Origin of the sequence: Halococcus sp. AFM35 (assembly GCF_051195015.1) — an archaeon.
Lineage (GTDB): Archaea > Halobacteriota > Halobacteria > Halobacteriales > Halococcaceae > Halococcus.
Genome location: NZ_JBNTJU010000001.1, coordinates 216,593 through 237,110, shown reverse-complemented (window position 1 = coordinate 237,110; position 20,518 = coordinate 216,593). Strand labels below are relative to the sequence as shown.

Below are 20,518 nucleotides of genomic sequence, written 5' to 3'. Positions count from 1 at the left end.
TCACGAGTATACAGACACGTTCCCGAGCTTTCGGGTCAAGGTCCGTAAGCAACGTTTAGGTTCGGTCGTCACCTGCCCCACTCGTGCGCATCGAGAACAGCTTCGTCCCTGTGCACGGCGTCGGCGAGAAGACCGAGCGCCGGCTCTGGGAGGCGGGCGTCACCCACTGGGACGAGTTCGAGCCATCGCTCGTCGGCAACGTGCAGAGCCAAAACATCACCGAGTTCATCGAGCAGGCCCGTGACCGCCTCGCGGCGGGCGACGCGGCGTTTTTCGACCGTGCCTTCCCGTCGGGTAGCCGCTGGCGACTCTACGAGAACTTCCGGGAGAGTGCCTGCTTTTTCGACATCGAGACCACAGGTCTAGACGCCCGCCACAGCGAGGTGACAACTGTGAGTTTCCACCGCGCCGGCGAGACGACGACGCTCGTCCGTGGCGATGACCTCACACGGACGGCCATCGAGCGCGAACTCCACAGGAGTAGTCTGCTGGTCTCGTTCAATGGCAAGCGCTTCGACGTTCCCTTTCTCGAACACGCCTTCGACCTCGACATCACCCAGCCGCATCTCGACGCCATGTATCCCTGCCGCCAGCTCGATCTGACGGGTGGACTGAAGGCAATCGAGCGCGCGGTCGGCATCGAACGCGACCGGCCCGACATCTCGGGGCGGGACGCGGTACGGCTCTGGCACGCCTACGAACGCGGCGACGAGGATGCGTTGACGACGCTGGTCTCGTACAACCGCGCCGATACCGTGAATCTCAAAACGCTGATGGATACCGTTTCGCGCCGACTCCACGATTCGGTGTTCGTCGATGGAAACGAACCGTAGTAAACCAGTCCTGATTCGAAATCCGCTATCGACCGCCGACAACCGTCCGCGCCGCAAAGAGATGGTTTCTGAGGGACTCGAAGGGGTTAGCTGCGTCGCGTGGCGAGCAGCGCGGCCCCGAGCAGCGCGACGAGCGCGACCGCGATGCCGAAGCCGGGACCGCCCGCTTCGGTTCCCTGTCCGCTGCCGTTCGTTCCGCCGGCGGTTCCGGCCGTGGTTTCGCCGCCAGCAGTTCCGGCTGCGGTTCCGGCACTGGTCGTCCCGGTACCGGCCGCTCCGCCCCCGGCGGTTGTGGTAGCGGGCGCGGTGGATTCGGTGACTTCGAGCGTCGCGTTCCGGACGCTGCCGTTGTTGAGCGTGATACCGACCGTGTAGGTGCCCGGCTCGGGTGGGTTCGTCACGCCGCCGTAGCTGATGTTGAGGCGGTCGCCCTCGCTGACGGTGACGGTTCCATCGAAGCCGATGGTGAGGTTCCGTCCCTCGGCACCGATGGTCGGGGCGGTCGTGTTGTTGACGACGCTCTCGCCAGCGAGCGTCGCCGAGAAGATGCTGCCGCCGACCAGACCGATGGAGGCGTTGCTATCGCGGTAGTTGACCGTGAGTTCGGTCAGATTGCCCGTCGCGTTCGGTCCGGCGACCACCGACACGTTGTGGCTGGCGCTCTCGTTGCCGGCTCCGGACGGAACAGCCGTAATCGAAGCATTTCCGGTCGCGGCTCCCGTCTCATCGGTGGCCGTTGCGTTGCCGGTCGTCGCGTTCCCACCGATGGTGAGCGTCGCGTTCCGGAAGCTGCCGTTGTTGACCGCGACGCCGACGGTATAACTACCGTTCTCGGGCGGGTTCGTGACGCCGCCGAAGGTGACGTTCAAACGGTCGCCTTGGCTGGCTTCGACCGTACCGTCGAAGCCGATGGTGAGGTTCCGTCCCTCGGCACCGATGGTCGGGGCGGTGGTGTTGTTGACGACGCTCTCGCCGGCAAGCGTCGCCGAGAAGATGCTGCCGCCGACCAGACCGATGGAGGCGTTGCTATCGCGGTAGTTGACCGTGAGTTCGCTCAGGTTGCCCGTCGCGTTCGCGCCGACGACCGTCGAGACCGTGTAGTTGGCGCTGGTGTTCGGCGCGCTCGGGACGGCCGTGACCGTGGTGTTGCCGTCGGCGGTGGCTGCCGTTCCGTTGCCCATCTCGGTCTCGTTCGCTGCCTCGGCCGTCGTCGTCGCGTTGGCCGTTTCGTCGCCCATCGACTCGTTCGCGGCGGTCGTCGTGTTCGCCGCGTCGGTCGTCTCGTTTGCCGACTCGTTCGTCGTGGTCGTCTCGTTTGCCGTGGCGTTGGCCGCGTCGCTCTCGCTACCGGTGACTTCGAGCGGAACTGTGCGCTCTGCGTCGCCACCGACGACGCTCACGGTGAACTCGTAGTCGCCGGCCGGCACGCCGGTGAAGTTCATGCCGACGATTTCAGTGCGGTCGAGGTCCTGCGTGTCGTATTCTTCGCTATCGAGGATTATCTCGTCTATCTGCTCGTCGCTGAGACCGGGGGCGGTGATTTCGACGTCGTACGTCTCTCCGTCGAACAGTCCGTAGACGATGTTGAGGTTGAGCACGCCTTCGGCGACCGACTCGACGGTATTCGCCGCGGCGTCCCTGAAGCGGACGTTCAACGGCTGTTCCTCCGATGGGCTGTAGAACCCTTCCTCGCTTGCGCTCGCGTTGGTGGCGTTCTCGCCAGCGTCCTGTGCGGCGACCGTGCCGGCTGCGGCGACGCTGCCGACGACGGCGGCAAGCACCACCAGCGCGACGAGACCCACGCTTCGATATGTATTGTCCTGTGTCATGTTTTTCTCGTATCGTGTGGCGAGGGCGGCCAGCGAGCGATTCGGTCATCGAATCGCCCGCCGGAGAGACCGCCATCGCTCCGGTTGGCGTCGATGGGTATGATACACCAACGTGATATATTCTTTTTGGTGCTCCTCGTCACGAACTCATTCGTTCGGGCGTTTCAGTGAGAGGATAGTCCTGTGGAACTCACAGACGAGGGCGTCGTCCCCATTGAACGTCTCGACGTGCATCGTGACGACGCCGCGCTCGCCGTCGCTGGTCTCGCGCTTTTCGATTACGGTCGAACGGGCACGTATCGTATCGCCGTGGAAGACGGGATGGGGGTGTTCGACGTCGTCGTAGGAGAGGTTGGCAACGATGGTGCCATCCGACGTGTCGGGAATCGTCAGTCCCACCGCAAGTGAGAGCGTGTACAGCCCGTTGACGAGGCGCTCGCCGAACTCGGTGTCGGCGGCGAACTCGCTATCGAGATGGAGGGGCTGTTGGTTCATCGTCATATCGCAAAAGCGCTGGTTGTCGCTTTCGCTTATCGTTCGTCGCTTGTCGTGCTCGATGGTCTCGCCTTCCTCGAACTCCTCGTAGTAGCGCCCGGTCATGGCGGACGCTCGCGCGCCGAAGCCAAAAGCCATCGGTCGCGGCTCGCAAATGATGGCGACGCCGATACGGTTATAACAATACCTATAGGGCCGGGCGCACAATCGCCACGGCACGGTCGATGGCGCTGCATCCCGCCGATGGGATGTGCCGTCGAACACTCATCCATCATGACGACGACAGCTCCAACCGAGACCGAGGACCCGCCCGAGACCGCCGCCGAGACCGCCCGCCACCAGCTCGACCGGGCGGCCTCGCATATCGACGTCGACCCCGGCATCGTCGAGCGGCTCAAATACCCGAAATCGGTCCATCGGGTCTCCATCCCGGTCGAGCGCGACAGCGGCGAGACGGAGATATTCACGGGCTATCGTGCCCACCACGACAGCGCGCGCGGGCCGTTCAAGGGTGGGCTGCGCTATCACCCCGACGTGAGCGCCGAGGAGTGTGTCGGCCTGTCGATGTGGATGACCTGGAAATGTGCGGTGATGAACATCCCCTTCGGCGGCGGCAAGGGCGGCGTCGTCGCCAACCCGAAGGAACTGAGCGAGAAAGAAAACGAGCGCCTCACCCGCCGGCTCGCCGAGGAGCTGCGCGATGTCATCGGTCCCATGAGGGACATTCCGGCCCCCGACATGGGCACGAACGCCCAGACGATGGCGTGGTTCATGGACGCCTACTCGATGCAGGAGGGCGAGAGCCATCCCGGTGTCGTCACCGGCAAACCGCCGGTCATTGGTGGGAGCTACGGCCGCGAGGAGGCCCCCGGTCGGAGCACGGCCATCATCACCCGCGAGGCGCTCGACGAATACGGCAAGGACATCGCGGACGCGACGATTGCGATTCAGGGCTTCGGCAGCGTCGGCGCGAACGCCGCCCGCCTGCTCGACGAACTCGGTGCGAACGTCGTCGCCGCCGCGGACGTCAACGGGGCCATCCGCGACCCCGACGGTCTCGACACGAAAGACGTCATCTCACACGAGGAGGAGCCGGGCATGGTCTCGGGCTACGACGCCCCCGAGAGCCTCTCGAACGCCGAACTGCTCGAACTCGACGTCGACGTGGTGATTCCGGCCGCCATCGGCAACGTTCTGACTGTGGACAACGCCGACGACATTCGGGCAGGCCTCGTCGTCGAGGGTGCGAACGGCCCCACGACCACGCGCGCCGACGAGATTTTCGCCGAGCGCGATATCCCGGTGATTCCCGACATCCTCGCCAACGCCGGCGGCGTCACCGTCTCGTATTTCGAGTGGCTCCAGGACATCAACCGCCGCGCGTGGACGCTCGAAGAGGTCAACGACGAGCTGGAAAACGAGATGCTGACGGCGTGGAACGACGTTCGCGGGGCGTACAAGGCCCACGAGGACGTGACGTGGCGCGAGGCCGCCTACATCGTCGGTCTCACGCGCGTCGCCGAAGCTCACAAGGTCCGCGGTCTCTGGCCGTAGATTCAAGCCACGCGCCCGTGTTTTTCGGCTATGGCCAGACGAAGCGTGCTCTTTACACCGGCGGACCGGCCGGACATGTGCAGGAAGGCCCCCGATAGCGGGGCCGACGTTGTGGTCTTCGACCTCGAAGACGCGGTCGCGCCCGCCAGAAAAGACGAGGCGCGCGAAGCGGTCAGCGAGGTCCTCACGAGCGACTTCGACCCCGACTGCGAGGTCTGCGTTCGGGTCACACGGGAGCACGACGCCGACCTCGACGCCCTGCTCGACGGCGACCCACGCCTCGACGCACTGATGTTGCCGAAAGTCGAGGGCGGCGAAGACGTTGCCGCGCTCGCCGACTCGCTCGCCGACCGCGACGCGACGTATCCGGTGTTCGCGCTGGTCGAGACGGCACGGGGCGTACTCAATGCCGACGCAATCGCCGCGGCCGAGACCACGACGGCGGTCTGTTTCGGGGCCGAGGACCTCGCCGCCGATATCGGCGCACGACGAACCGACGACGGTACCGAGGTACTCTACGCGCGCGAGCGCACCGTGCTCGCGGCGAGTGCGGCCGGCATCGACGCTATCGACACGCTCGTGACCGACATCGAGGCGACCGAGCGCCTCCGTGAGGACGCCGACTTCGCCATCGACCTCGGTTATGGAGGAAAGATGGCCATCCATCCCGCACAGGTCCCCGTCATCAACGACGCCTACACGCCGGACGACGAGCGCATCGCGTGGGCCGAACGCGTGCTCGACGGGAAAGACGAAGCAGACGCCGAGGGTCGCGGCGTCTTCCGCGTCGACGACGAGATGATAGATGCGCCGCTGGTCGCACAGGCCGAGCGGGTTCTCGACCGTGCGCGCGCCGCCGATTCGACCTGAAAGCAACGCCTGCGGCCACGGAACCGTGAGATAGCCCGACTCTCGTTTCTGGCCGGTACACGATTATTTATATGAGAGGACGAGAACCCACAGTTGGAGGAAAGAGGAGGGTTAAACACACCCATACACCCCGGGTCATTACCCTCCACACCACATGACACCAGGTAGCTCGATACGGAGACATGACAACGGCGTTCCGAGCGAAAACACGGTACTGAACGGAGTGAACGATGGCGGCAGGTAGCCGGGACGAACGCGAGGGAACGGTGATACAGCGGCTGGGGTCGCGGCTCTCGGCCAGAGTCGAGCGGTGGATGCCGAGTCCGTTCCTGTTCGCGATCTTTCTCACGTACATCGTCTTCGTCGCCGGTCTGCTGGTCGAGGGAGAAGGCCCGGTCCAGATGACACAGTACTGGTTCGACGGGTTCTGGATTCTGCTGTCCTTTACGATGCAGGCGGTGTTAGTGTTGGTCACCGGGTTCGTCCTCGCCTACCATCCGTTCGTCCAGCGACAACTCACACGGCTGCTCTCGATTCCATCGACCGGCAGGCGAGCGTTGCTGTTGGTCGGACTGTTGGCGATGGTCATCGCGTGGTTCCACTGGGGGCTTGGCCTCATCATCGGTGCGATTCTCGCCCGCGAGATGGGGCGACAGGCCCACGAACGCGGCCTGAACGTCCACTACCCGTTGCTCTGTGTTGCCGGGTTCATGGGACTGGCGCTCACGTGGAACATGGGGCTGTCGGGGGCGGCCGTGCTGTTGATGAACACCCCGAACAACGTCTTCATCCAGCAGGGACTCATCGACAGTCTCGTCCCCATATCGAGAACCATCTTCCACCCACAGATGATAACGCTGCTGATACTCGGCATCATCTATGTGCTCGCCCTGCTCTATTTGCTCTCGCCGCCGGATTCGGAGAAGGAGGGGATGACCGAGTTCGTCCCCGAGAGCGAACTCGGTGAGTTCGTGGAGACGGAAGACGAACCGGCGACCCCCGACGGCGGCGAGACAGCAGCGGCGACGGACACCACCGACGGGCCACACTCGACCGAGACGGTGCCCGCAGACCGCATCAACAACAGCCGGATTCTGGGCGGGGTCATCGCCCTCTCCGGCGTCGCCATCACGATCTATACGTTCGCCACACAGGGGCTGAACGCACTGAACCTGAACACGGTGAACTTCGCGTTCCTGTTCATCGGGTTCGCGCTGTTCACCAGCCCGGAAGCCTACGCGGAGCAGTTCGGCGAGGCGGTCACCTCGGCGAGCGACATCATCCTCCAGTTCCCGTTCTATGCGGGCATCATCGGCATGATGACGAACTCGGGACTCGCCGGGACCATCGCCGAGTCCATCGTCGGGTTTGCGGGGACGGAGACGTTCCCGGCCGCCGTCGTGATTATTTCGACAATCGTCAACACGTTCGTGCCCTCGGGCGGCGGCGAGTGGACCGTCATCGGCCCGATAGTCATCCCGGCGGCCCAAAATCTCGACGTTCCTCTCGGGCAGACGATGATCGCCTATACCTTTGGAGCCTCGCTCGCGGACCTCATCCAGCCGTTCTGGGCGCTCCCGCTGCTCGGCATCACCTCGATGCGCGCCCGGGACATCTTCGGCTACACCATCATGATGCTCATATTGGCACTTCCCTTCTTCCTCGTCGCAATCACCGTCGTTCCGTATGCCGGCTCCTTCTGGTCGGGCATCATCCCGTTCTAGCGCCGCGTGCTGCGTTTCGCCGTTCGATGACTGCTCGTGGACCGTTGATTCGGCTGGGGACCACTTCCCGCAGTGGTCCGTCTCGACACGCTTAACATCCGCGTCTCCGACTGTCAACCATGCCCGAGGACGTAAACCCCTTTGAGAGTCTACAGACCCAACTCGACGAGGCCGCAGCCGCGCTGGATATCACGGAGGGCGAACTCGAACGGCTCAAACACCCCGAGCGCGTGCTCGAAACCACCCTCTCGGTCGAGGACGACGATGGCTCGCTGGCGACGTTCAAAGCCTTTCGCTCGCAGTTCAACGGCGACCGCGGCCCGTACAAGGGCGGGATTCGCTACCATCCGAACGTCTCACGGGACGAGGTGAAGGCGCTGTCGGGCTGGATGGCCTACAAGTGTGCGCTCGTCGATATTCCCTACGGCGGCGGCAAGGGCGGCATCGTCATCGACCCTCACGAGTATTCGGAGAACGAACTCGAAGCCATCACACGGGCGTACGCCGCCGAACTCCGGCCGTTGGTCGGACCTGATAGGGACATTCCCGCACCGGACGTGAACACCGGCCAGCGCGAGATGAACTGGATAAAGGACACCTACGAGTTGCTCGAAGATACCACCGCTCCCGGCGTCGTCACCGGCAAGGCCATCGCCGTCGGCGGCAGCGAAGGTCGCGTTGAGGCAACAGGAAGGTCGGTGATGCTCACCGCCCGCGAGGCCTTCGACTACTTCGACATCGAAATGGACGGCGCGACCGTCGCCGTTCAGGGCTACGGCAACGCCGGCGCAATCGCCGCCCGCCTTCTCGAAGACCGCGGGGCGAACATCGTCTCGGTTTCCGATTCCAGCGGGGCGATATACGACCCCAACGGGCTCGACGCCGAGGCGGTTCGGGACCACAAGATGGAGACCGGCAGCGTCACCGACTATCCGAGTACCGAAGACCTCTCCGACGAGGAACTGCTGACCCTCGACGTCGATCTCCTGATTCCGGCGGCGCTCGAAAACGCCATCGACGAGGACGTCGCCGGGGACCTCGCGGCCGACCTCGTCATCGAAGCCGCGAACGGCCCGCTCACACCCGCCGCCGACGACGTCCTCGAAGAGCGTGATGTCTACGTCCTGCCCGACATCCTCGCCAACGCCGGCGGCGTCACCGTCTCCTATTTCGAATGGGTGCAGAATCGCCAGCGATTCTCCTGGTCAGAAGAACGCGTCAACGACGAACTCGAAACCGTCATCGAGGACGCCTTCGCGGCACTCATCGACACCTTCGAGGAACGCGACCTCCCCAGCCTGCGCACCGCTGCCTACGTCATCGCCATCCAGCGCGTCCTCGACGCCGACGAGAAGAACGGACGCTTCCCCTGAAAGCCCTCGTTCGCGTGGTTCGAGAGAGCTTCGCTCTCTCGTCATCACGAAAGGCGCGAAGCGCCTTTCGAACGACTCGGCGCGCTCGCTCGCCCTTTCAATGTCCACCGGGAGAGCGTCGCTCTCCCGAGCCCTGCCTCGCTCCGCTCGGCAGGACACCAGGACCGCACAGCACCGCATTGCGCGCGCCGGACGCGTGGCCCGGCACGCGCTCAAGCCCCCGTCCCTCCCCGTGCGGCTGCGATGAACCGCCATCGCAGCCGCGTGGCTCTCCTCCCGCAACCGCACTACCACCGCGACCACACCGCACCGCCGCTACCGTACCGCACAGCCACAGCACCGCAAACCGCCGACAGCACCGCTCAAATTCCCAGCATCAACGGGCCCATCAACACACCCATCAGATGCACGCGACGCGCGCCGAGTGTCGCTGGCACCAGCCCCACCAACGCGCTCGCCGAGAACGCGCCCACGCCGATGAACCCCGAAAAGAGGTACGCGAGGGCGACCAGCAGACAGAGCACGCCGACCGAGAGATACGTGTAATCGACCCGACCGACTGTCCGCAGATAGCGGTCGCCCACGAGCGGCACGAGCACGAACCCGACGCCGGCCGCAAGGGCGACCCCCGACAGCAGCAGTGGAAGGTCGAGCGGCACGCCGGTCGAATCGAGCGCGACCAACACACCAGTCCGTGGTGAGCCGAGCGCAACCAGCGCGAACAGCGCGAAAATCGTGTTACTGGTATTGACGCCGCTCGTCGCGACCAAAAATCCACGCGCGCCGTCGTCGCTCGGGACCGCAGGCAGCGTCACCGTCGCCGCGACCGCCGCCGACACGCCCGGCAGATAGCCGACGACCGCACCCGACACCGTACCCGCGAGCGCTGTCAGTCCAACTGTTCTTCGGGGCGTCGTCACGGCCGCATCGGCCTGTTCCGGGACGCCGGCCCCGTCGATAGCCTCGATGAGGACGGGAGCACCGAACAACCCAGCGAACAGTGGCATCAGCATGCCGCCGCTCGCAAGCGGCGCACTCGGCTCGATGTCGAGGGTGAGCCAACCCAATCCCGCGCTCAGAAGAAAGGCGAGCAAACCCCCGACACGGGCCGGATTCGACCGCTCGGTGAGAACCAGAAAGAGCGCGACCCCGCCGAGCACGAGCGGTAGACGACTCCGCACCGCCGGATATATCGACACCATCAGCTCGGTCATCGGGAGTGCCAACGGTACGGCCAGCACGACCGCCAGCGCGCTCCCGAGCGCCGACAGCCGCAACGCCTCTCGTCCACGGCCCGCGACCACGAGCCGATGGCCCGGCAGCGCCGAGGCGGCCATCGCCGCATCCGGCACCCCGAGCGCGAGCGCCGGCACCACGTCGAGAAACGTGTGCGTGACACCCGCGGCGAGCATCGCCGCCCCCACGAACAGCGCCGGTCCCGGAACCTGCGGCGCGGCCGCCGCCAACAGCAGCGCGAAGTTGTTCGCATGCAGGCCGGGCACGAGACCACTCACCGTCCCGAGCGCGATGCCGCCGCAAACGAACCCGAGCGCCACGAGTCCCGACTCGGGGGCGAACACCACGCTCTCGGCCAGCGAAACCATTCGCTACGAAGTGGTCACGCCATCCGATGTAAACGCTCGCACGCTATCCGCGAAAACAAATCGAAAATTGGGGGGAGGGGGCGCTCAGCCGAACAGCTCGCCGAGACCCTCGCCGCCCGCGTCGTCGTCTTCGTCGTCCTCTTCCTCGGCTTCCTCCTCGGTCTCGGCTTCCTCTTCGACCTCTTCCTCGCCGGTATCGGCTTCGCCGCCGGCCGCTCCGCCACCCGCACCGCCGGCTCCGCCCGCGGGCACTGCGGCGGCCTGCTCGACGGCCTCCTCGATGTCGACGTCTTCGAGGGCGGCCACGAGCGCCTTCACACGGGACTCCTCGACGTCCGCACCGGCCGCTTCGAGGATGTCCGTGACGTTTGCTTCGTTGATCTCTTCGCCCGTCTCGTTCAGGATGAGTGCTGCGTAAACGTATTCCATTGTTGTTGGTAGTCGTTAGCCGAACATTTCGCCGAGACCCTCGCCCGCGTCGCCGTCGTCATCGTCGTCTTCGTCCTCGGCTTCTGTGTCGGGTTCGGACTCGGTGTCGGCCGATTGGTCGTCGCTCGATTCGTCCTCGTCGCCCGTTTCGGCAGGGGCCGTGACGCCGCGTAGCTCCTCGGGCAGGGCCTCCTCGTCGTCGATGTTGGCCGCGAGCGCGCGCATCTGTGCGTCCGCACGGCTCACGAGGTCGTCGGCGAGGTCCGGGCTGGCGATGGCCGCCTCCAGCCCCAGACTCTTGGCCTCCGTACTGCCCTTGCCGAGCAGCGTGCCCGCAGTTCGAGTGGTCGGATAGGCCGCGTTGACCGAGAGATTTCTCCCGGCTGCGGCAGCCGCCTCGACGTCCGCCCGGTACTCGTCGATGTCGATGGCCAGCTCGTCGGGTTCGAACAGGATACCGTCGGCGTACACGGTCCGGAGGTCGAGACCGACTTCCTTGGGTTCGATTTCGAGTTCACCGAGGACGTTCGCGAGGGTCTGTGAGACCTCCTCGCCCTCCTCCAGGACTGTCGAATCCTCGGTGACCTGAATCGAGCCGTCCATGATGCGCGCGGCCGCGCCGACCTGTTGGAGTTCGCCGACGAACGGACCGGGGTCGATGCCGGTGTCGCCCTCGGGAATCACGATGGGATTTGGCGCGACCTCACCGGCGTTGATGGGTGCCGGCGTCTTCGAGGCCTCCAGCTGTCGGTAGAGTCCGAAGGGATTGGCGTCGGCACCGATGAGTCCGACCTGCCCGTCGACCTCCTCGATGAGGTCGGCGACGCCGCCGTCGGCCTCGTCGAGCGCGCGCACCAGCAGGGTGTTGCGCGCGACGCGGAGTTCCGCCGAACCCCTGAGGTCGCGGCGCATCGCCTGCAACTGCCGGCTCGGAATCCCCGCGATGGAGACGACGCCGACGCTCTCGTATTCGTCGATGAGGTCGGCGAGGTCGGCGACTTCCTGCCGTTTCCATTCGGGAACCGTCTCGGTGTGGTGCTCGCCTTCGGCGGCCATCAGGCCACCTCCACGGACGGTCCCATCGTCGTTTTCACGTACATCGTGTCGATGTTGAGCGGTCCCTTTTCGAGGTTGGCTTCGAGCCGACGAACGATGACGTCGATGTTGTCGGCGATCTCCCCGGCGCTCATGTCGGCCGCCCCCACCCGCGTGTGGAAGGTCCGCCGGTCGCGGCTCCGGAGTTGAACGGTGTTTTTCATCCGCTCGATGGTCTCGACGACGTCGTCGTCGGGCTGGAGCGGCGTCGGCATCTTCCCTCGGGGACCGAGCACCGTCCCGAGATATCGACCGATGTCCTGCATCATCCCGGCCTCGGCGATGAAGAAGTTCGTCTCGCCCGCGAGGTCCTTCGCCTCGTCGTCGTCATCGCCCAACTCTTCGAGGTCGTCGCCGTCGAGTACGTCGTCGGCGACCTCTTCGGCGCGCAGGGCCGTCTCGCCCTCCGCGAACACGACGATGCGGGTCTCTTGGCCTGTGCCCTCCGGAAGAACGATGCTCTCGTCGACGCGGTTCGATGGGTCGTTGAGGTCGAGATCACGCAGGTTGACCGCGAGGTCCACCGTCTCACCGAAATTTCGCGGTGGGGCCTCGTCGAGTGCGCGTGTCACGGCCTCCTCTATGTCCTGATCTGCCATTTTCCACCTCCGTAGTACGCCTTCGCGGCTGCTACGGCGTGAAACAGGCGACGCCTGTCTCATCGAAAACCCACCGCCGTGTGCGTTTAAACCCGTCGAAGCGAACCGACTACTTCACGAGGTCGCGCTCGTCGTCCTGACGCGCCCATTCCAACTCGAACTCGACGCTACGTTCGCTCCCACCGAGTCGTGAGGACTCCTCCTCGACCTCGACTTCGAACTCGCAGGGGTCGGTCGGGTCGATGCGGACGTGCTCGCCGCCGACGGCGAGCGTGAGTTCGCCCTCGCTCCGCAACTCCTCGGCGAAGCTCTCGAAGACATCGGCGATTGCCGCGCGGCTCAACTCGCGTTCGGTTTCGTACTCGTTGGACATGGGGAGGAGCCTACTCCGGAGCAATCCCTAAACCTGCTGGTATCGTTCGACAGAACGATATATTGTCGAGAAAATGAATCGGTCTACGCGGCGGCTTCCTCGGCCAGGATGTCGTCGTACTCGCCGTCATCGACGCGCTCGCCGAAGGTACGCGCGTCCTCGCCGTCGATGGTCACGCCGAGGGTCACACAGGTGCCGGCGACCTCCTTGGCGGCGCTTTTGGTGTCGTAGGCCAGCAGGTCCGAGCCTTTCTGGTCGGCGATCTGTTTGACCTCTTCGACTGTGATGTCGGCGACGAAGTTCGTCTGTGGCTCGCCGCTGCCGGTCTCGAAGCCCGCCGTGTCCTTGACGAGCGCCGTCGTCGGTGGGACGCCAACCGAGATGGAAAACGAGCCGTCGTCGTCGTATTCGACTGTGACGGGGACTTCCATCCCGTCAAACGCTTCGGTTTCGTCGTTGATGTCGGCAACGACCTCCTGGACGTTCACCGGCGTCGGGCCGAGTTCCGGGCCCAGCGGCGGACCGGGGTCTGCCTCCCCGCCGGGAACGAGCACTTCGATGGTTCCAGCCATACCCGGAGAACCGTCGCCGCGAGGTTAAGGATTGCTTTTCGGCGAGCGGATGTGAAGGACTTTTCGACGCCGACCTCTCATCCCTACTCGATGGGGCTTGAAGACGAAATCGAGGACCTCCGCGAGGAGATAGCGGAGACGCCGTACAACAAGTCCACGGAGGCCCACATCGGTCGGCTGAAGTCGAAACTCGCCGAGAAGAAGGAGAAGCTCGAAAACCAGTCCTCCGCGGGCGGCGGACAAGGCTACTCGGTCGAGCAGACCGGCGACGCGACGGTGGCGCTCGTCGGGATGCCGAGCGCGGGCAAATCAACCCTCCTCAACGCGCTCACGAACGCCGAAAGCGAGGTCGGCTCCTACGAGTTCACGACGCTCGACGTGAACCCCGGCATGCTGAAGCACAAGGGGGCGAACATCCAGTTGCTCGATGTCCCAGGATTGATCGAGGGTGCGGCGGGCGGTCGCGGCGGCGGCCAGGAGGTGCTGTCGGTGATTCGGACGGCGGACCTCGTGGTGTTCGTGCTCTCGGTGTTCGAAATCGATAGATACGAGCCGCTCGCGCGCGAACTGTACGAGAACAAGGTCCGCCTCGACACACAGCCCCCGAAGGTCCGCATCACGCCGAAGGGCAAAGGCGGCATCGACGTCACGACGGGACCCGAAGTAGAGTTGGAGGACGATACGGTCCGGCAGGTCCTCCGCGAGCGCGGATACGTCAACGCCGACGTCGCCATCACCGAGTCGGTGGACCTCGATGGCCTGCTCGATGGCATCCTCGACAACCGTGTGTATCTCCCCTCGCTCGTCACCGTGAACAAGGCAGACCTCATCGAGCGCGAGTACCTCGATACCGTGAACGCCGACCTCCGTGAGCAGGGTATCGATCCCGAAGAGGCGATTTTCATCAGCGCAGAGGAGGGGAGAGGTCTCGACGCGCTCACCGAACGCATCTGGGAGGAGCTAGAACTCATCCGCATCTACATGGACAAGCCCGGTCGCGGGACGGACTACGAGGAGCCGCTGATGCTTCGAACTGGGCAGACCGTCGGCGACGCCTGCGAGAAACTCGGCGGTGACCTCGACGAGCGATTCAGGTTCGCCCGCGTCTCGGGACCGAGCGCGAAACACGACGACCAGCAGGTTGGTACGGACCACGAACTCCGGGATGAGGACGTGCTCCGCATCGTCGCGCGACGGTGATGGCAGGCATATCCGCCCTGCGGCGGCTGCTCGCCGTGGCCGTGCTCGCACTCGTCCCGTGGACGATACTTTCCGGCGGCGTGTTCACGCTCGTCTTCCCGTTCGGGTTGGTGAACGCGACGCCGCTGCATCTCACGACGCTGCTCGACTATCTCCGGTTTACGGGTGGGTTCGCGGCGCTGCCGGGATTCCTGCGTGCGTGGCCGACGAGCGTGTTGTGCTATCTCGGTGCACTTCTCAGCGCGCTCGGGGGTGTGATGGGTCGCGAAGACCGGCGCGTGACGGGTGGGTTGCTCGTGCTCGCGGGAATCACGCATCTCGGTCTCGCCGTCGGCTTTCTTCGCACTGGTCGACTGGCGATCCCGCTCGGACCATTCCTCGCGTTCGTGCTCGCGTGGTGGCTGTACTGGCCCGCCCGGAGGACGGTTCCGTAGTCTTTTGCCCCCGGCACGAGTGGGGTTCGTATGGACGCGACGCTCGACCACACGATGATGCGCATCGAGGACCTCGACGAGTCGACCGACTGGTACGCCGAGCATCTCGATTACGAGGAGAAGGGCCGGATGGAGGCCGATTCGTTCACGAACGTCTTCATGGGTCCCGCGGACGTTCACGACGAGGGTGCCCTCCTCGAACTCACCTACAACCACGACGGCCGCTCGTACGACATGGGTGACGCGTGGGGTCACATCGCCGTCCGCGTGCCCGAGGGCGAACTCGAAGCGGCCTACGAGGGACTGATGGCCGAGGGCGTCGAGGACTACCGCGACCCCGAGTCCTGCGGCGGACGCTACGCGTTCGTGAAGGACCCCGACGGCCACGAGATCGAAATCGTCCAGCGCGACCAGGGGGCGAGATGGAGCATCGACCACACGATGATGCGCGTCACCGACGCCGACGCACACATCGGCTTCTGGACCCGGAAGTTCGAGTACGACGAGCGCCCCGAGGGCCGCTGGGAGGCCGATTCCTTTGCGAACTACTTCGTCGAGCCGAAGGGCGCGGCCGACGAGGCGATGAGCGTCGAACTCACCTACAACTACGACGGGCGCTCCTACGAGATGGGCGACGCGTGGGGCCATGTCGCGGTGCGGGCCGACGACCTCGACGAGGCGTGGGATACCCTCATGACCCGGGGCGCGGAGGACTACCGCGACCCCGAATCCTGCGACCATCAGTATGCCTTCACGACGGATTCGGACGGCCACGAGATTGAGGTTGTGACGCGGTAGGCGGTTGCGGAGCGGTGGCGGTAGCGGTGCGGTTCCTGGCGTCTCGGCGAACGAAAGCGAGCCGAGGCTCAGGAGAGCAAGCTCTCCTAGCGGATGAAGGGCGACGGCGCGAGTGAAACGAGTGCCGGAGGGCTTCGGCGGTGCTGTGCGGTTGCGGTGTGGTTTGCGGTAGCTGGAGGTGAGTGATTGCACCGCGAGCGCCGCAGGCGCGAGCGGGCCGACGACCGACCGTAGGGAGGGAGGAGGCTTTTGGTCCAGATTTTGCCAGGGAGGGAGCGCGCCTCGCGCGACCGACCGCAGCAAAAGGTGGAATGGTGGCCTTTTAATCACACGGGCGGGTATCCCGGCCCAATGGACGTGGGTTCGGCCGACAACTTCACGCGGATGGGTACTATCGGAGTCGAAGAGGAGTTCTACGTCGTTGACGATGCGGGACGGCCCACGTCGGGGACCGACGAACTCGTCTACGAGACCGACCCCCCCGAAATTCTCGACGACAGGCTGGCCCACGAACTGTTCAAGTTCATCATCGAGACGCAGACGCCGGTCTGTGAGAGTCCGGAGGAAGCCCACGAACAGTTCGTCGCCGTTCGCGAGGCGCTCGTCGGCCATGCCGCCGACCACGGCTACGGTATCGCGGCGGCCGGTCTCCATCCCGCCGCCCGGTGGCGCGAGCTCGAACACGCCGAGAAACCGCGCTATCGCTCGCAACTCGACCGCATCCGATATCCACAGCACCGAAATACGACGGCGGGGATTCACGTCCACGTCGGCGTCGACGACGCGGAGAAGGCGACGTGGATAGCGAACGAACTCCGCTGGTACTTACCGGTGATGCTCGCGCTGTCGGCGAACTCACCCTTCTGGAACGGCTTCGATACCGAACTCGCCTCCGCGCGTGCGAAGATATTCGAGAACCTGCCCAACACGGGCATGCCGACGGCGTTCGGGAGTTTTCGGGCGTTCCGGCGCTTCGAGCGGCGGATGGTCGAGTTGGATTCCATCGACGACCGCGGCGCGCTCTGGTACGACGTGCGTCCCCACACCGGCCACGGCACCGTCGAGGTGCGCGCGCCCGACGGCCAGTCGAACCCCGACTACGTGTTCGGGTTCGTCGAGTACGTCCACGCGCTCGTGACCGACCTCGCCGCACGGTACGAAGAGCACGCCGAGCCGTGGGCGGCGTATCGCTCCGAGCCATCCGAGAGCGGCCGACTACGGCGAGAGTTTCTCGACGAGAACAAGTGGCGCGCGCTCAGGTATGGTCACGGTGCGTCGTTCATCGACCGTGACGGTACCGGGACGATTGAATTGGCCGAGGTCGTCGAGCGCGAGTGCGAGCGCCTCGGTATCGACGGGATTCGCACGGTCGCAAACGCCGACAGCGGCGCGACCAGACAGCGCCGCCTCCTTCGTGAGGAGGGACTCGATGCACTCTGTGCGGCGCTCGTGCTGTGAGGAAGGCTTTTGCCCGACGACCGACTCGCTTCGGACATGGACGACGCCGACGACGTCGAACCGGCCGACGTGCGCGCGGAACTCGACCGCCAGCGAGCGGACGCTGGCGACGACCCGATTGACGGTGGTCTCGTCGACCTGCTCTCGCGGGCGCTCGACACCGACACGCGCACGCGAGTGTACGTCTTCCTCCGGCGACGGCCGCAGTCGACGGTCGAGGAGGTCGCCGAGGGCACGGGGTTGTATCCGGGTGCCGTCCGCCGGGTTCTCTCGGAACTTCACGACGAGCGGGTCGTCGAGCGCCACGATGAGACGGACCCGACCTACACCGCTGCACGACCGGACGAACTCCTCGACATCGCCGCCGAGCGATTTCGGGACGAACTCGAAACGTTACTTGTCCCAGGTCGCCGGTGTTCGCGGGCTGGCCACACCGAGCCAGTGACGATACCCGTCGAGGAGAACGATAGCGACGAGCGGTAAGGAAGCGACACCACTAAGCCACGGGCGGGTCTGTGACGGGTATGCAGGTCGCGCTCGGCGGCACATTCGACCCGATACACGATGGCCATCGGCGGCTGTTCGCACACGCCTTCGAGCGCGGCGATGTCACTGTGGGACTCACGAGCGATAGCTTGGCACAGGAGACCAGACACGAAGAGCGCTACGTCCGCCCGTTCGACGAGCGCCGGGCGGACCTCGACGCTGAACTCGCCACTCTCGCCGACGAGCACGACCGCGAGTACGAGGTCCGGAAGCTCGACGAACCGACCGGCATCGCCGCCGAGGAGGATTTCGACGTCCTCGTGGTCTCGCCGGAGACCGAAAACGGCGGCAAGCGGGTGAACGAGCGCCGCCGCGAGCGCGGTCTCGACCCGCTGGACATCGAGGTCGTCGACCACCTCACCGCCGAGGACAGTGGCATCGTCTCCAGTACGCGCATCGTCAACGGCGAAATCGACGAACACGGAAACCTCACGCCCGAGCGCGAGGGTCGCCCGTCCCCGGAGTGATCACCACGCCGGCGGTTCAAGACCCGCCTCTTCGAGTACGTCCCGCCAGCGGTTCTGTACCGTGAGTCGGGCAACGCCGACCGCCTCGGCGACCACCGATTGGGAACGCCGGTCGCCGGCGATGAGTGCACCGGCGTAGAGGCTCGCCGCCAGCGCCGCCCGCTTCGAACGCTCCGTTTCGGGGACCGTCGAGAGAAACAGGTCGGCCGCGCGCTCGCGAGTCACCGGGCCGAGGTCGAGGTCATCGGCCGCCCCGTCGAGTTCGGCGAGCCACTCCTCGTTTGCGAGTTCGTCGCGCGCCCGATACATACGCACGCTATGGGACCGAGCCGTAAATCCTCGTGGGGAAGGCTATTGGGAGTCGCGGCCCCAGCGAGCACATGGCCACCGTCGAGACGATATACACCACCCACGAGGGGTCCGCGCCGATGGAGGAAGTCGAGCGAATCGAGGCCGTCGAACGGCAGGGTCTCCGTGGGGACCGCTACATGAAGGGCACGGGCTATTACTCGGGGATGGACGAATGCGAGGTGACACTCATCGAGAGCGAGGCCATCGAGGAAATCCGCGAGGAGTACGACATCGACCTCACCGATGGCCGTCACCGCCGGAACATCGTCACGCGCGCGGTTTCGGTCCACGACCTGCTCGACGAGCGATTCCGCATCGGCGAGGCGACCTTCGAGGGAACGCGCCCGCGCCCGCCGTGTGCCCACGTCGAGCAGGTCGCCGACGAATCCGGCGTCGCCCGCGCGCTCAAAAACCACCGCGGCGGCATCTGCGTCAGCGTCGTCGAGGGCGGGGACATCCACGCCGGCGACGACCTCGAAGTGCTCGGCGAAACGGAAGAGGAGGGCGTGGCCGACGCCATCAAAAGTCGACTGACAGACTGAGCCGACAGGTTCTTTTTCGACTCGCGGAAAGCAGGTGTGCGCGCGGGTAGCCAAGCTTGGAAACGGCGCAGCGCTTAGGACGCTGTCCCGTAGGGGTCCGCCGGTTCAAATCCGGTCCCGCGCATCCACCTTTTGCTGCGGTCGCTCGCCGTGCTCGCTCCCTGACAAAATCTGGACAAAAAGCCTCATCCTTCCCGGTGGTCAGTCGTCGGCCCGCTCGCTCACTTCGTTCGCTCGCGGTTGGTGATATCCGACCGCGCGATACAAATCCACTACTCATGTGGAGCCATCGAACTCGTTGTGAAGTTATTCAGCACAAACTTCTTGTAATCGTGACTCGAATCATGTGTATGAAACGGCGATGGTTTCTGGTGCTCGGTGTTTACCTCATCGCCGCCAACCTTTGGCTTCTCAATACTCTCAATTCACCCATCTTCGAAGAACCGATGGCCGTCGTTACGAACGTCGCATTCCTCTTCGCTGGCCTACTGTTCGTACTCGGCGGAATCAGCGAAAACCTCGGCAACCTCGGCTGGTATCGGTTCGTCGGTCTTGCGAACCTCATCATGGGGGTTGGATTCGCCGCCACGTATCTGCTTCCGATAGCGAACCGGACTTCGACCTATGAAGACGCCGGGATGTTCCTCGCCATCTGTGCCGTAGTCGGCGGCGCATCGCTCGCGTTCATCGGATTCGACTGGGTTCGCGGTGGGCGGTATTTCGACCTCTCTACGTACGAGGAGGACCCGATTCTCGGCACGGCTAGCGAAACTCGAAAATAGCGTCGCCTTCGGCCAGAGGATTTAAAAAGCCGTTTCACGCCGTCACGACGGTTATGCTTCGGGAGTCGTAGGGGTCGGCATGAGCATTCGGACGCGGGTAAGTGGGCGCGTGGCGACGGCCCGGACCACCGCCGAGGAGCGCATCGAGGCGCTCGCGGGCACCATCGACAGGGAGGCGCTGTACGCTGGCATCGCCGCCACCTCGCTTGTGGGGTTGCTCTCGCTGGTTGTCCCCATTATCCCGTTTTTCGAATTCATCACCGGTGGCGTCATCGGCGGGTTTATCGCGGCCTACGCCGCCGGCGGGCTGGTGCGCGGGACCGTCCACGGCGTCGTCGCGGCGGTCATCGGCGGCGTTATCCTCGCCGGCTTGGGCGTCGGACAGGGACTGATTCTCGGGTTCGTCTTCATCGAGACACCGACGATAATCGGTCAGTTCACGCCGGCCATCGCGGCGGTGTTCTCCCGGCAGCCGCTGCTCGCGCTCGTCGCCACGCTCGTAATTCTCCCGGCACTCGTGGGGTTCGACGGGGCCGTCGGCGGCGTGGTCGGCAGCGCGCTCAGGTGGGTTCGGAACCGTCTCGCCTGAG

General features: G+C 65.0%; 23 protein-coding genes and 1 tRNA gene. 15 read left to right on the top strand and 9 right to left on the bottom strand.

The genetic code is table 11. From position 1 onward, the window contains the following. Positions 1–83: 83 nt before the first annotated feature. Complete coding sequence (locus ACQUQO_RS01380; protein ID WP_435076142.1) at positions 84–833, top strand: ribonuclease H-like domain-containing protein; 750 nt, start codon at positions 84–86, stop codon at positions 831–833. An 86-nt stretch (positions 834–919) separates the two neighbouring features. On the opposite strand, the gene ACQUQO_RS01375 is transcribed toward ACQUQO_RS01380, so the two are convergent. Both ACQUQO_RS01375 and ACQUQO_RS01370 read right to left on the bottom strand, forming a co-directional pair. After that, the gene (locus tag ACQUQO_RS01375; protein ID WP_435076141.1) at positions 920–2,662 is read right to left on the bottom strand and encodes a PGF-CTERM sorting domain-containing protein; all 1,743 of its coding nucleotides are present in this window, start codon (positions 2,660–2,662) and stop codon (positions 920–922) included. A gap of 147 nt (positions 2,663–2,809) precedes the next feature. Beyond that, positions 2,810–3,262: a MaoC family dehydratase gene (locus ACQUQO_RS01370; protein ID WP_435076140.1), complete on the bottom strand. Its 453-nt coding sequence runs from the start codon at positions 3,260–3,262 to the stop codon at positions 2,810–2,812. Positions 3,263–3,430: 168 nt separating this feature from the next. On the opposite strand from ACQUQO_RS01370, the gene gdhB reads away from it, so the two are divergent. The 4 genes from gdhB (at position 3,431) to ACQUQO_RS01350 (ending at position 8,678) form a co-directional block, all read left to right on the top strand. After that, a complete protein-coding gene (gene gdhB, locus ACQUQO_RS01365) occupies positions 3,431–4,711 on the top strand; it encodes a glutamate dehydrogenase GdhB (protein ID WP_435076139.1) in 1,281 nt (426 codons plus the stop codon). 30 nt (positions 4,712–4,741) lie between these two features. Beyond that, positions 4,742–5,581, top strand: a complete 840-nt coding sequence (locus ACQUQO_RS01360; RefSeq protein WP_435076138.1) for an HpcH/HpaI aldolase/citrate lyase family protein — start codon at positions 4,742–4,744, stop codon at positions 5,579–5,581. 230 nt (positions 5,582–5,811) lie between these two features. Further along, positions 5,812–7,305: a short-chain fatty acid transporter gene (locus ACQUQO_RS01355; RefSeq protein ID WP_435076137.1), complete on the top strand. Its 1,494-nt coding sequence runs from the start codon at positions 5,812–5,814 to the stop codon at positions 7,303–7,305. Between the two features lie 119 nt (positions 7,306–7,424). Next, positions 7,425–8,678 carry a Glu/Leu/Phe/Val family dehydrogenase gene (locus ACQUQO_RS01350; protein WP_435076136.1) on the top strand — a complete coding sequence of 418 codons (1,254 nt, stop codon included), beginning with the start codon at positions 7,425–7,427 and terminating at the stop codon, positions 8,676–8,678. Between the two features lie 362 nt (positions 8,679–9,040). Here ACQUQO_RS01350 and ACQUQO_RS01345 read toward each other — a convergent pair whose 3' ends face one another. The 6 genes from ACQUQO_RS01345 to ACQUQO_RS01320 form a co-directional block, all read right to left on the bottom strand. Continuing rightward, the gene (locus ACQUQO_RS01345; RefSeq protein WP_435076135.1) at positions 9,041–10,282 is read right to left on the bottom strand and encodes a tripartite tricarboxylate transporter permease; all 1,242 of its coding nucleotides are present in this window, start codon (positions 10,280–10,282) and stop codon (positions 9,041–9,043) included. A gap of 84 nt (positions 10,283–10,366) precedes the next feature. Continuing rightward, positions 10,367–10,711 carry a 50S ribosomal protein P1 gene (gene rpl12p / locus ACQUQO_RS01340; protein ID WP_435076134.1) on the bottom strand — a complete coding sequence of 115 codons (345 nt, stop codon included), beginning with the start codon at positions 10,709–10,711 and terminating at the stop codon, positions 10,367–10,369. 15 nt (positions 10,712–10,726) lie between these two features. Continuing rightward, positions 10,727–11,767 (bottom strand): 50S ribosomal protein L10, encoded by a 1,041-nt coding sequence (locus ACQUQO_RS01335; RefSeq protein WP_435076133.1) that lies wholly within the window; start codon positions 11,765–11,767, stop codon positions 10,727–10,729. Beyond that, positions 11,767–12,405 carry a 50S ribosomal protein L1 gene (locus tag ACQUQO_RS01330; protein ID WP_435076132.1) on the bottom strand — a complete coding sequence of 213 codons (639 nt, stop codon included), beginning with the start codon at positions 12,403–12,405 and terminating at the stop codon, positions 11,767–11,769. Before ACQUQO_RS01330 ends, ACQUQO_RS01335 begins: the two co-directional genes overlap by 1 nt. A gap of 109 nt (positions 12,406–12,514) precedes the next feature. Beyond that, complete coding sequence (locus tag ACQUQO_RS01325; RefSeq protein WP_435076131.1) at positions 12,515–12,778, bottom strand: amphi-Trp domain-containing protein; 264 nt, start codon at positions 12,776–12,778, stop codon at positions 12,515–12,517. Between the two features lie 83 nt (positions 12,779–12,861). After that, a complete protein-coding gene (locus ACQUQO_RS01320) occupies positions 12,862–13,350 on the bottom strand; it encodes a 50S ribosomal protein L11 (RefSeq protein WP_435076130.1) in 489 nt (162 codons plus the stop codon). Between the two features lie 90 nt (positions 13,351–13,440). On the opposite strand from ACQUQO_RS01320, the gene ACQUQO_RS01315 reads away from it, so the two are divergent. The 6 genes from ACQUQO_RS01315 (at position 13,441) to ACQUQO_RS01290 (ending at position 18,253) form a co-directional block, all read left to right on the top strand. Continuing rightward, positions 13,441–14,550: an OBG GTPase family GTP-binding protein gene (locus ACQUQO_RS01315; RefSeq protein WP_435076209.1), complete on the top strand. Its 1,110-nt coding sequence runs from the start codon at positions 13,441–13,443 to the stop codon at positions 14,548–14,550. After that, positions 14,550–14,984, top strand: coding sequence for a TIGR04206 family protein (locus tag ACQUQO_RS01310; protein WP_435076129.1), 435 nt, complete (start codon positions 14,550–14,552; stop codon positions 14,982–14,984). Before ACQUQO_RS01315 ends, ACQUQO_RS01310 begins: the two co-directional genes overlap by 1 nt. A 30-nt stretch (positions 14,985–15,014) precedes the next feature. Further along, positions 15,015–15,782: a VOC family protein gene (locus ACQUQO_RS01305; protein ID WP_435076127.1), complete on the top strand. Its 768-nt coding sequence runs from the start codon at positions 15,015–15,017 to the stop codon at positions 15,780–15,782. A gap of 351 nt (positions 15,783–16,133) precedes the next feature. Further along, positions 16,134–17,240 (top strand): glutamate--cysteine ligase, encoded by a 1,107-nt coding sequence (locus ACQUQO_RS01300; RefSeq protein WP_435076126.1) that lies wholly within the window; start codon positions 16,134–16,136, stop codon positions 17,238–17,240. A 36-nt stretch (positions 17,241–17,276) separates the two neighbouring features. Then, positions 17,277–17,723: a transcriptional regulator gene (locus ACQUQO_RS01295; RefSeq protein ID WP_435076125.1), complete on the top strand. Its 447-nt coding sequence runs from the start codon at positions 17,277–17,279 to the stop codon at positions 17,721–17,723. A gap of 41 nt (positions 17,724–17,764) precedes the next feature. Beyond that, positions 17,765–18,253: a phosphopantetheine adenylyltransferase gene (locus tag ACQUQO_RS01290; RefSeq protein ID WP_435076124.1), complete on the top strand. Its 489-nt coding sequence runs from the start codon at positions 17,765–17,767 to the stop codon at positions 18,251–18,253. Here the strand turns inward: ACQUQO_RS01290 and ACQUQO_RS01285 are convergent, their stop codons facing one another. After that, positions 18,254–18,562: a transcription initiation factor IIB family protein gene (locus ACQUQO_RS01285; RefSeq protein ID WP_435076123.1), complete on the bottom strand. Its 309-nt coding sequence runs from the start codon at positions 18,560–18,562 to the stop codon at positions 18,254–18,256. 71 nt (positions 18,563–18,633) lie between these two features. Between ACQUQO_RS01285 and ACQUQO_RS01280 the strand changes: the two genes are divergently transcribed. From ACQUQO_RS01280 to ACQUQO_RS01265, 4 genes are all read left to right on the top strand, one after another. Further along, entirely contained in the window at positions 18,634–19,146 is a 513-nt protein-coding gene (locus ACQUQO_RS01280) for an MOSC domain-containing protein (protein ID WP_435076122.1), read from the top strand. Positions 19,147–19,186: 40 nt separating this feature from the next. After that, positions 19,187–19,270: transfer RNA gene (locus ACQUQO_RS01275), tRNA-Leu, on the top strand. A gap of 226 nt (positions 19,271–19,496) precedes the next feature. Next, the gene (locus tag ACQUQO_RS01270) at positions 19,497–19,928 is read left to right on the top strand and encodes a hypothetical protein (RefSeq protein WP_435076121.1); all 432 of its coding nucleotides are present in this window, start codon (positions 19,497–19,499) and stop codon (positions 19,926–19,928) included. Between the two features lie 79 nt (positions 19,929–20,007). Further along, a complete protein-coding gene (locus tag ACQUQO_RS01265) occupies positions 20,008–20,517 on the top strand; it encodes a hypothetical protein (protein WP_435076120.1) in 510 nt (169 codons plus the stop codon). Position 20,518: the final 1 nt, after the last annotated feature.

What these genes read in the sequence shown, in the direction of transcription:
- ACQUQO_RS01375 (WP_435076141.1), bottom strand. Translation starts at nt 2,662, where the DNA reads ATGACACAGGACAATACATATCGAAGCGTGGGTCTCGTCGCGCTGGTG.
- ACQUQO_RS01370 (WP_435076140.1), bottom strand. Translation starts at nt 3,262, where the DNA reads ATGACCGGGCGCTACTACGAGGAGTTCGAGGAAGGCGAGACCATCGAG.
- gdhB (WP_435076139.1), top strand. Translation starts at nt 3,431, where the DNA reads ATGACGACGACAGCTCCAACCGAGACCGAGGACCCGCCCGAGACCGCC.
- ACQUQO_RS01360 (WP_435076138.1), top strand. Translation starts at nt 4,742, where the DNA reads ATGGCCAGACGAAGCGTGCTCTTTACACCGGCGGACCGGCCGGACATG.
- ACQUQO_RS01355 (WP_435076137.1), top strand. Translation starts at nt 5,812, where the DNA reads ATGGCGGCAGGTAGCCGGGACGAACGCGAGGGAACGGTGATACAGCGG.
- ACQUQO_RS01350 (WP_435076136.1), top strand. Translation starts at nt 7,425, where the DNA reads ATGCCCGAGGACGTAAACCCCTTTGAGAGTCTACAGACCCAACTCGAC.
- ACQUQO_RS01345 (WP_435076135.1), bottom strand. Translation starts at nt 10,282, where the DNA reads ATGGTTTCGCTGGCCGAGAGCGTGGTGTTCGCCCCCGAGTCGGGACTC.
- rpl12p (WP_435076134.1), bottom strand. Translation starts at nt 10,711, where the DNA reads ATGGAATACGTTTACGCAGCACTCATCCTGAACGAGACGGGCGAAGAG.
- ACQUQO_RS01335 (WP_435076133.1), bottom strand. Translation starts at nt 11,767, where the DNA reads ATGGCCGCCGAAGGCGAGCACCACACCGAGACGGTTCCCGAATGGAAA.
- ACQUQO_RS01330 (WP_435076132.1), bottom strand. Translation starts at nt 12,405, where the DNA reads ATGGCAGATCAGGACATAGAGGAGGCCGTGACACGCGCACTCGACGAG.
- ACQUQO_RS01325 (WP_435076131.1), bottom strand. Translation starts at nt 12,778, where the DNA reads ATGTCCAACGAGTACGAAACCGAACGCGAGTTGAGCCGCGCGGCAATC.
- ACQUQO_RS01320 (WP_435076130.1), bottom strand. Translation starts at nt 13,350, where the DNA reads ATGGCTGGAACCATCGAAGTGCTCGTTCCCGGCGGGGAGGCAGACCCC.
- ACQUQO_RS01315 (WP_435076209.1), top strand. Translation starts at nt 13,441, where the DNA reads ATGGGGCTTGAAGACGAAATCGAGGACCTCCGCGAGGAGATAGCGGAG.
- ACQUQO_RS01310 (WP_435076129.1), top strand. Translation starts at nt 14,550, where the DNA reads ATGGCAGGCATATCCGCCCTGCGGCGGCTGCTCGCCGTGGCCGTGCTC.
- ACQUQO_RS01305 (WP_435076127.1), top strand. Translation starts at nt 15,015, where the DNA reads ATGGACGCGACGCTCGACCACACGATGATGCGCATCGAGGACCTCGAC.
- ACQUQO_RS01300 (WP_435076126.1), top strand. Translation starts at nt 16,134, where the DNA reads ATGGACGTGGGTTCGGCCGACAACTTCACGCGGATGGGTACTATCGGA.
- ACQUQO_RS01295 (WP_435076125.1), top strand. Translation starts at nt 17,277, where the DNA reads ATGGACGACGCCGACGACGTCGAACCGGCCGACGTGCGCGCGGAACTC.
- ACQUQO_RS01290 (WP_435076124.1), top strand. Translation starts at nt 17,765, where the DNA reads ATGCAGGTCGCGCTCGGCGGCACATTCGACCCGATACACGATGGCCAT.
- ACQUQO_RS01285 (WP_435076123.1), bottom strand. Translation starts at nt 18,562, where the DNA reads ATGTATCGGGCGCGCGACGAACTCGCAAACGAGGAGTGGCTCGCCGAA.
- ACQUQO_RS01280 (WP_435076122.1), top strand. Translation starts at nt 18,634, where the DNA reads ATGGCCACCGTCGAGACGATATACACCACCCACGAGGGGTCCGCGCCG.
- ACQUQO_RS01270 (WP_435076121.1), top strand. Translation starts at nt 19,497, where the DNA reads ATGAAACGGCGATGGTTTCTGGTGCTCGGTGTTTACCTCATCGCCGCC.
- ACQUQO_RS01265 (WP_435076120.1), top strand. Translation starts at nt 20,008, where the DNA reads ATGAGCATTCGGACGCGGGTAAGTGGGCGCGTGGCGACGGCCCGGACC.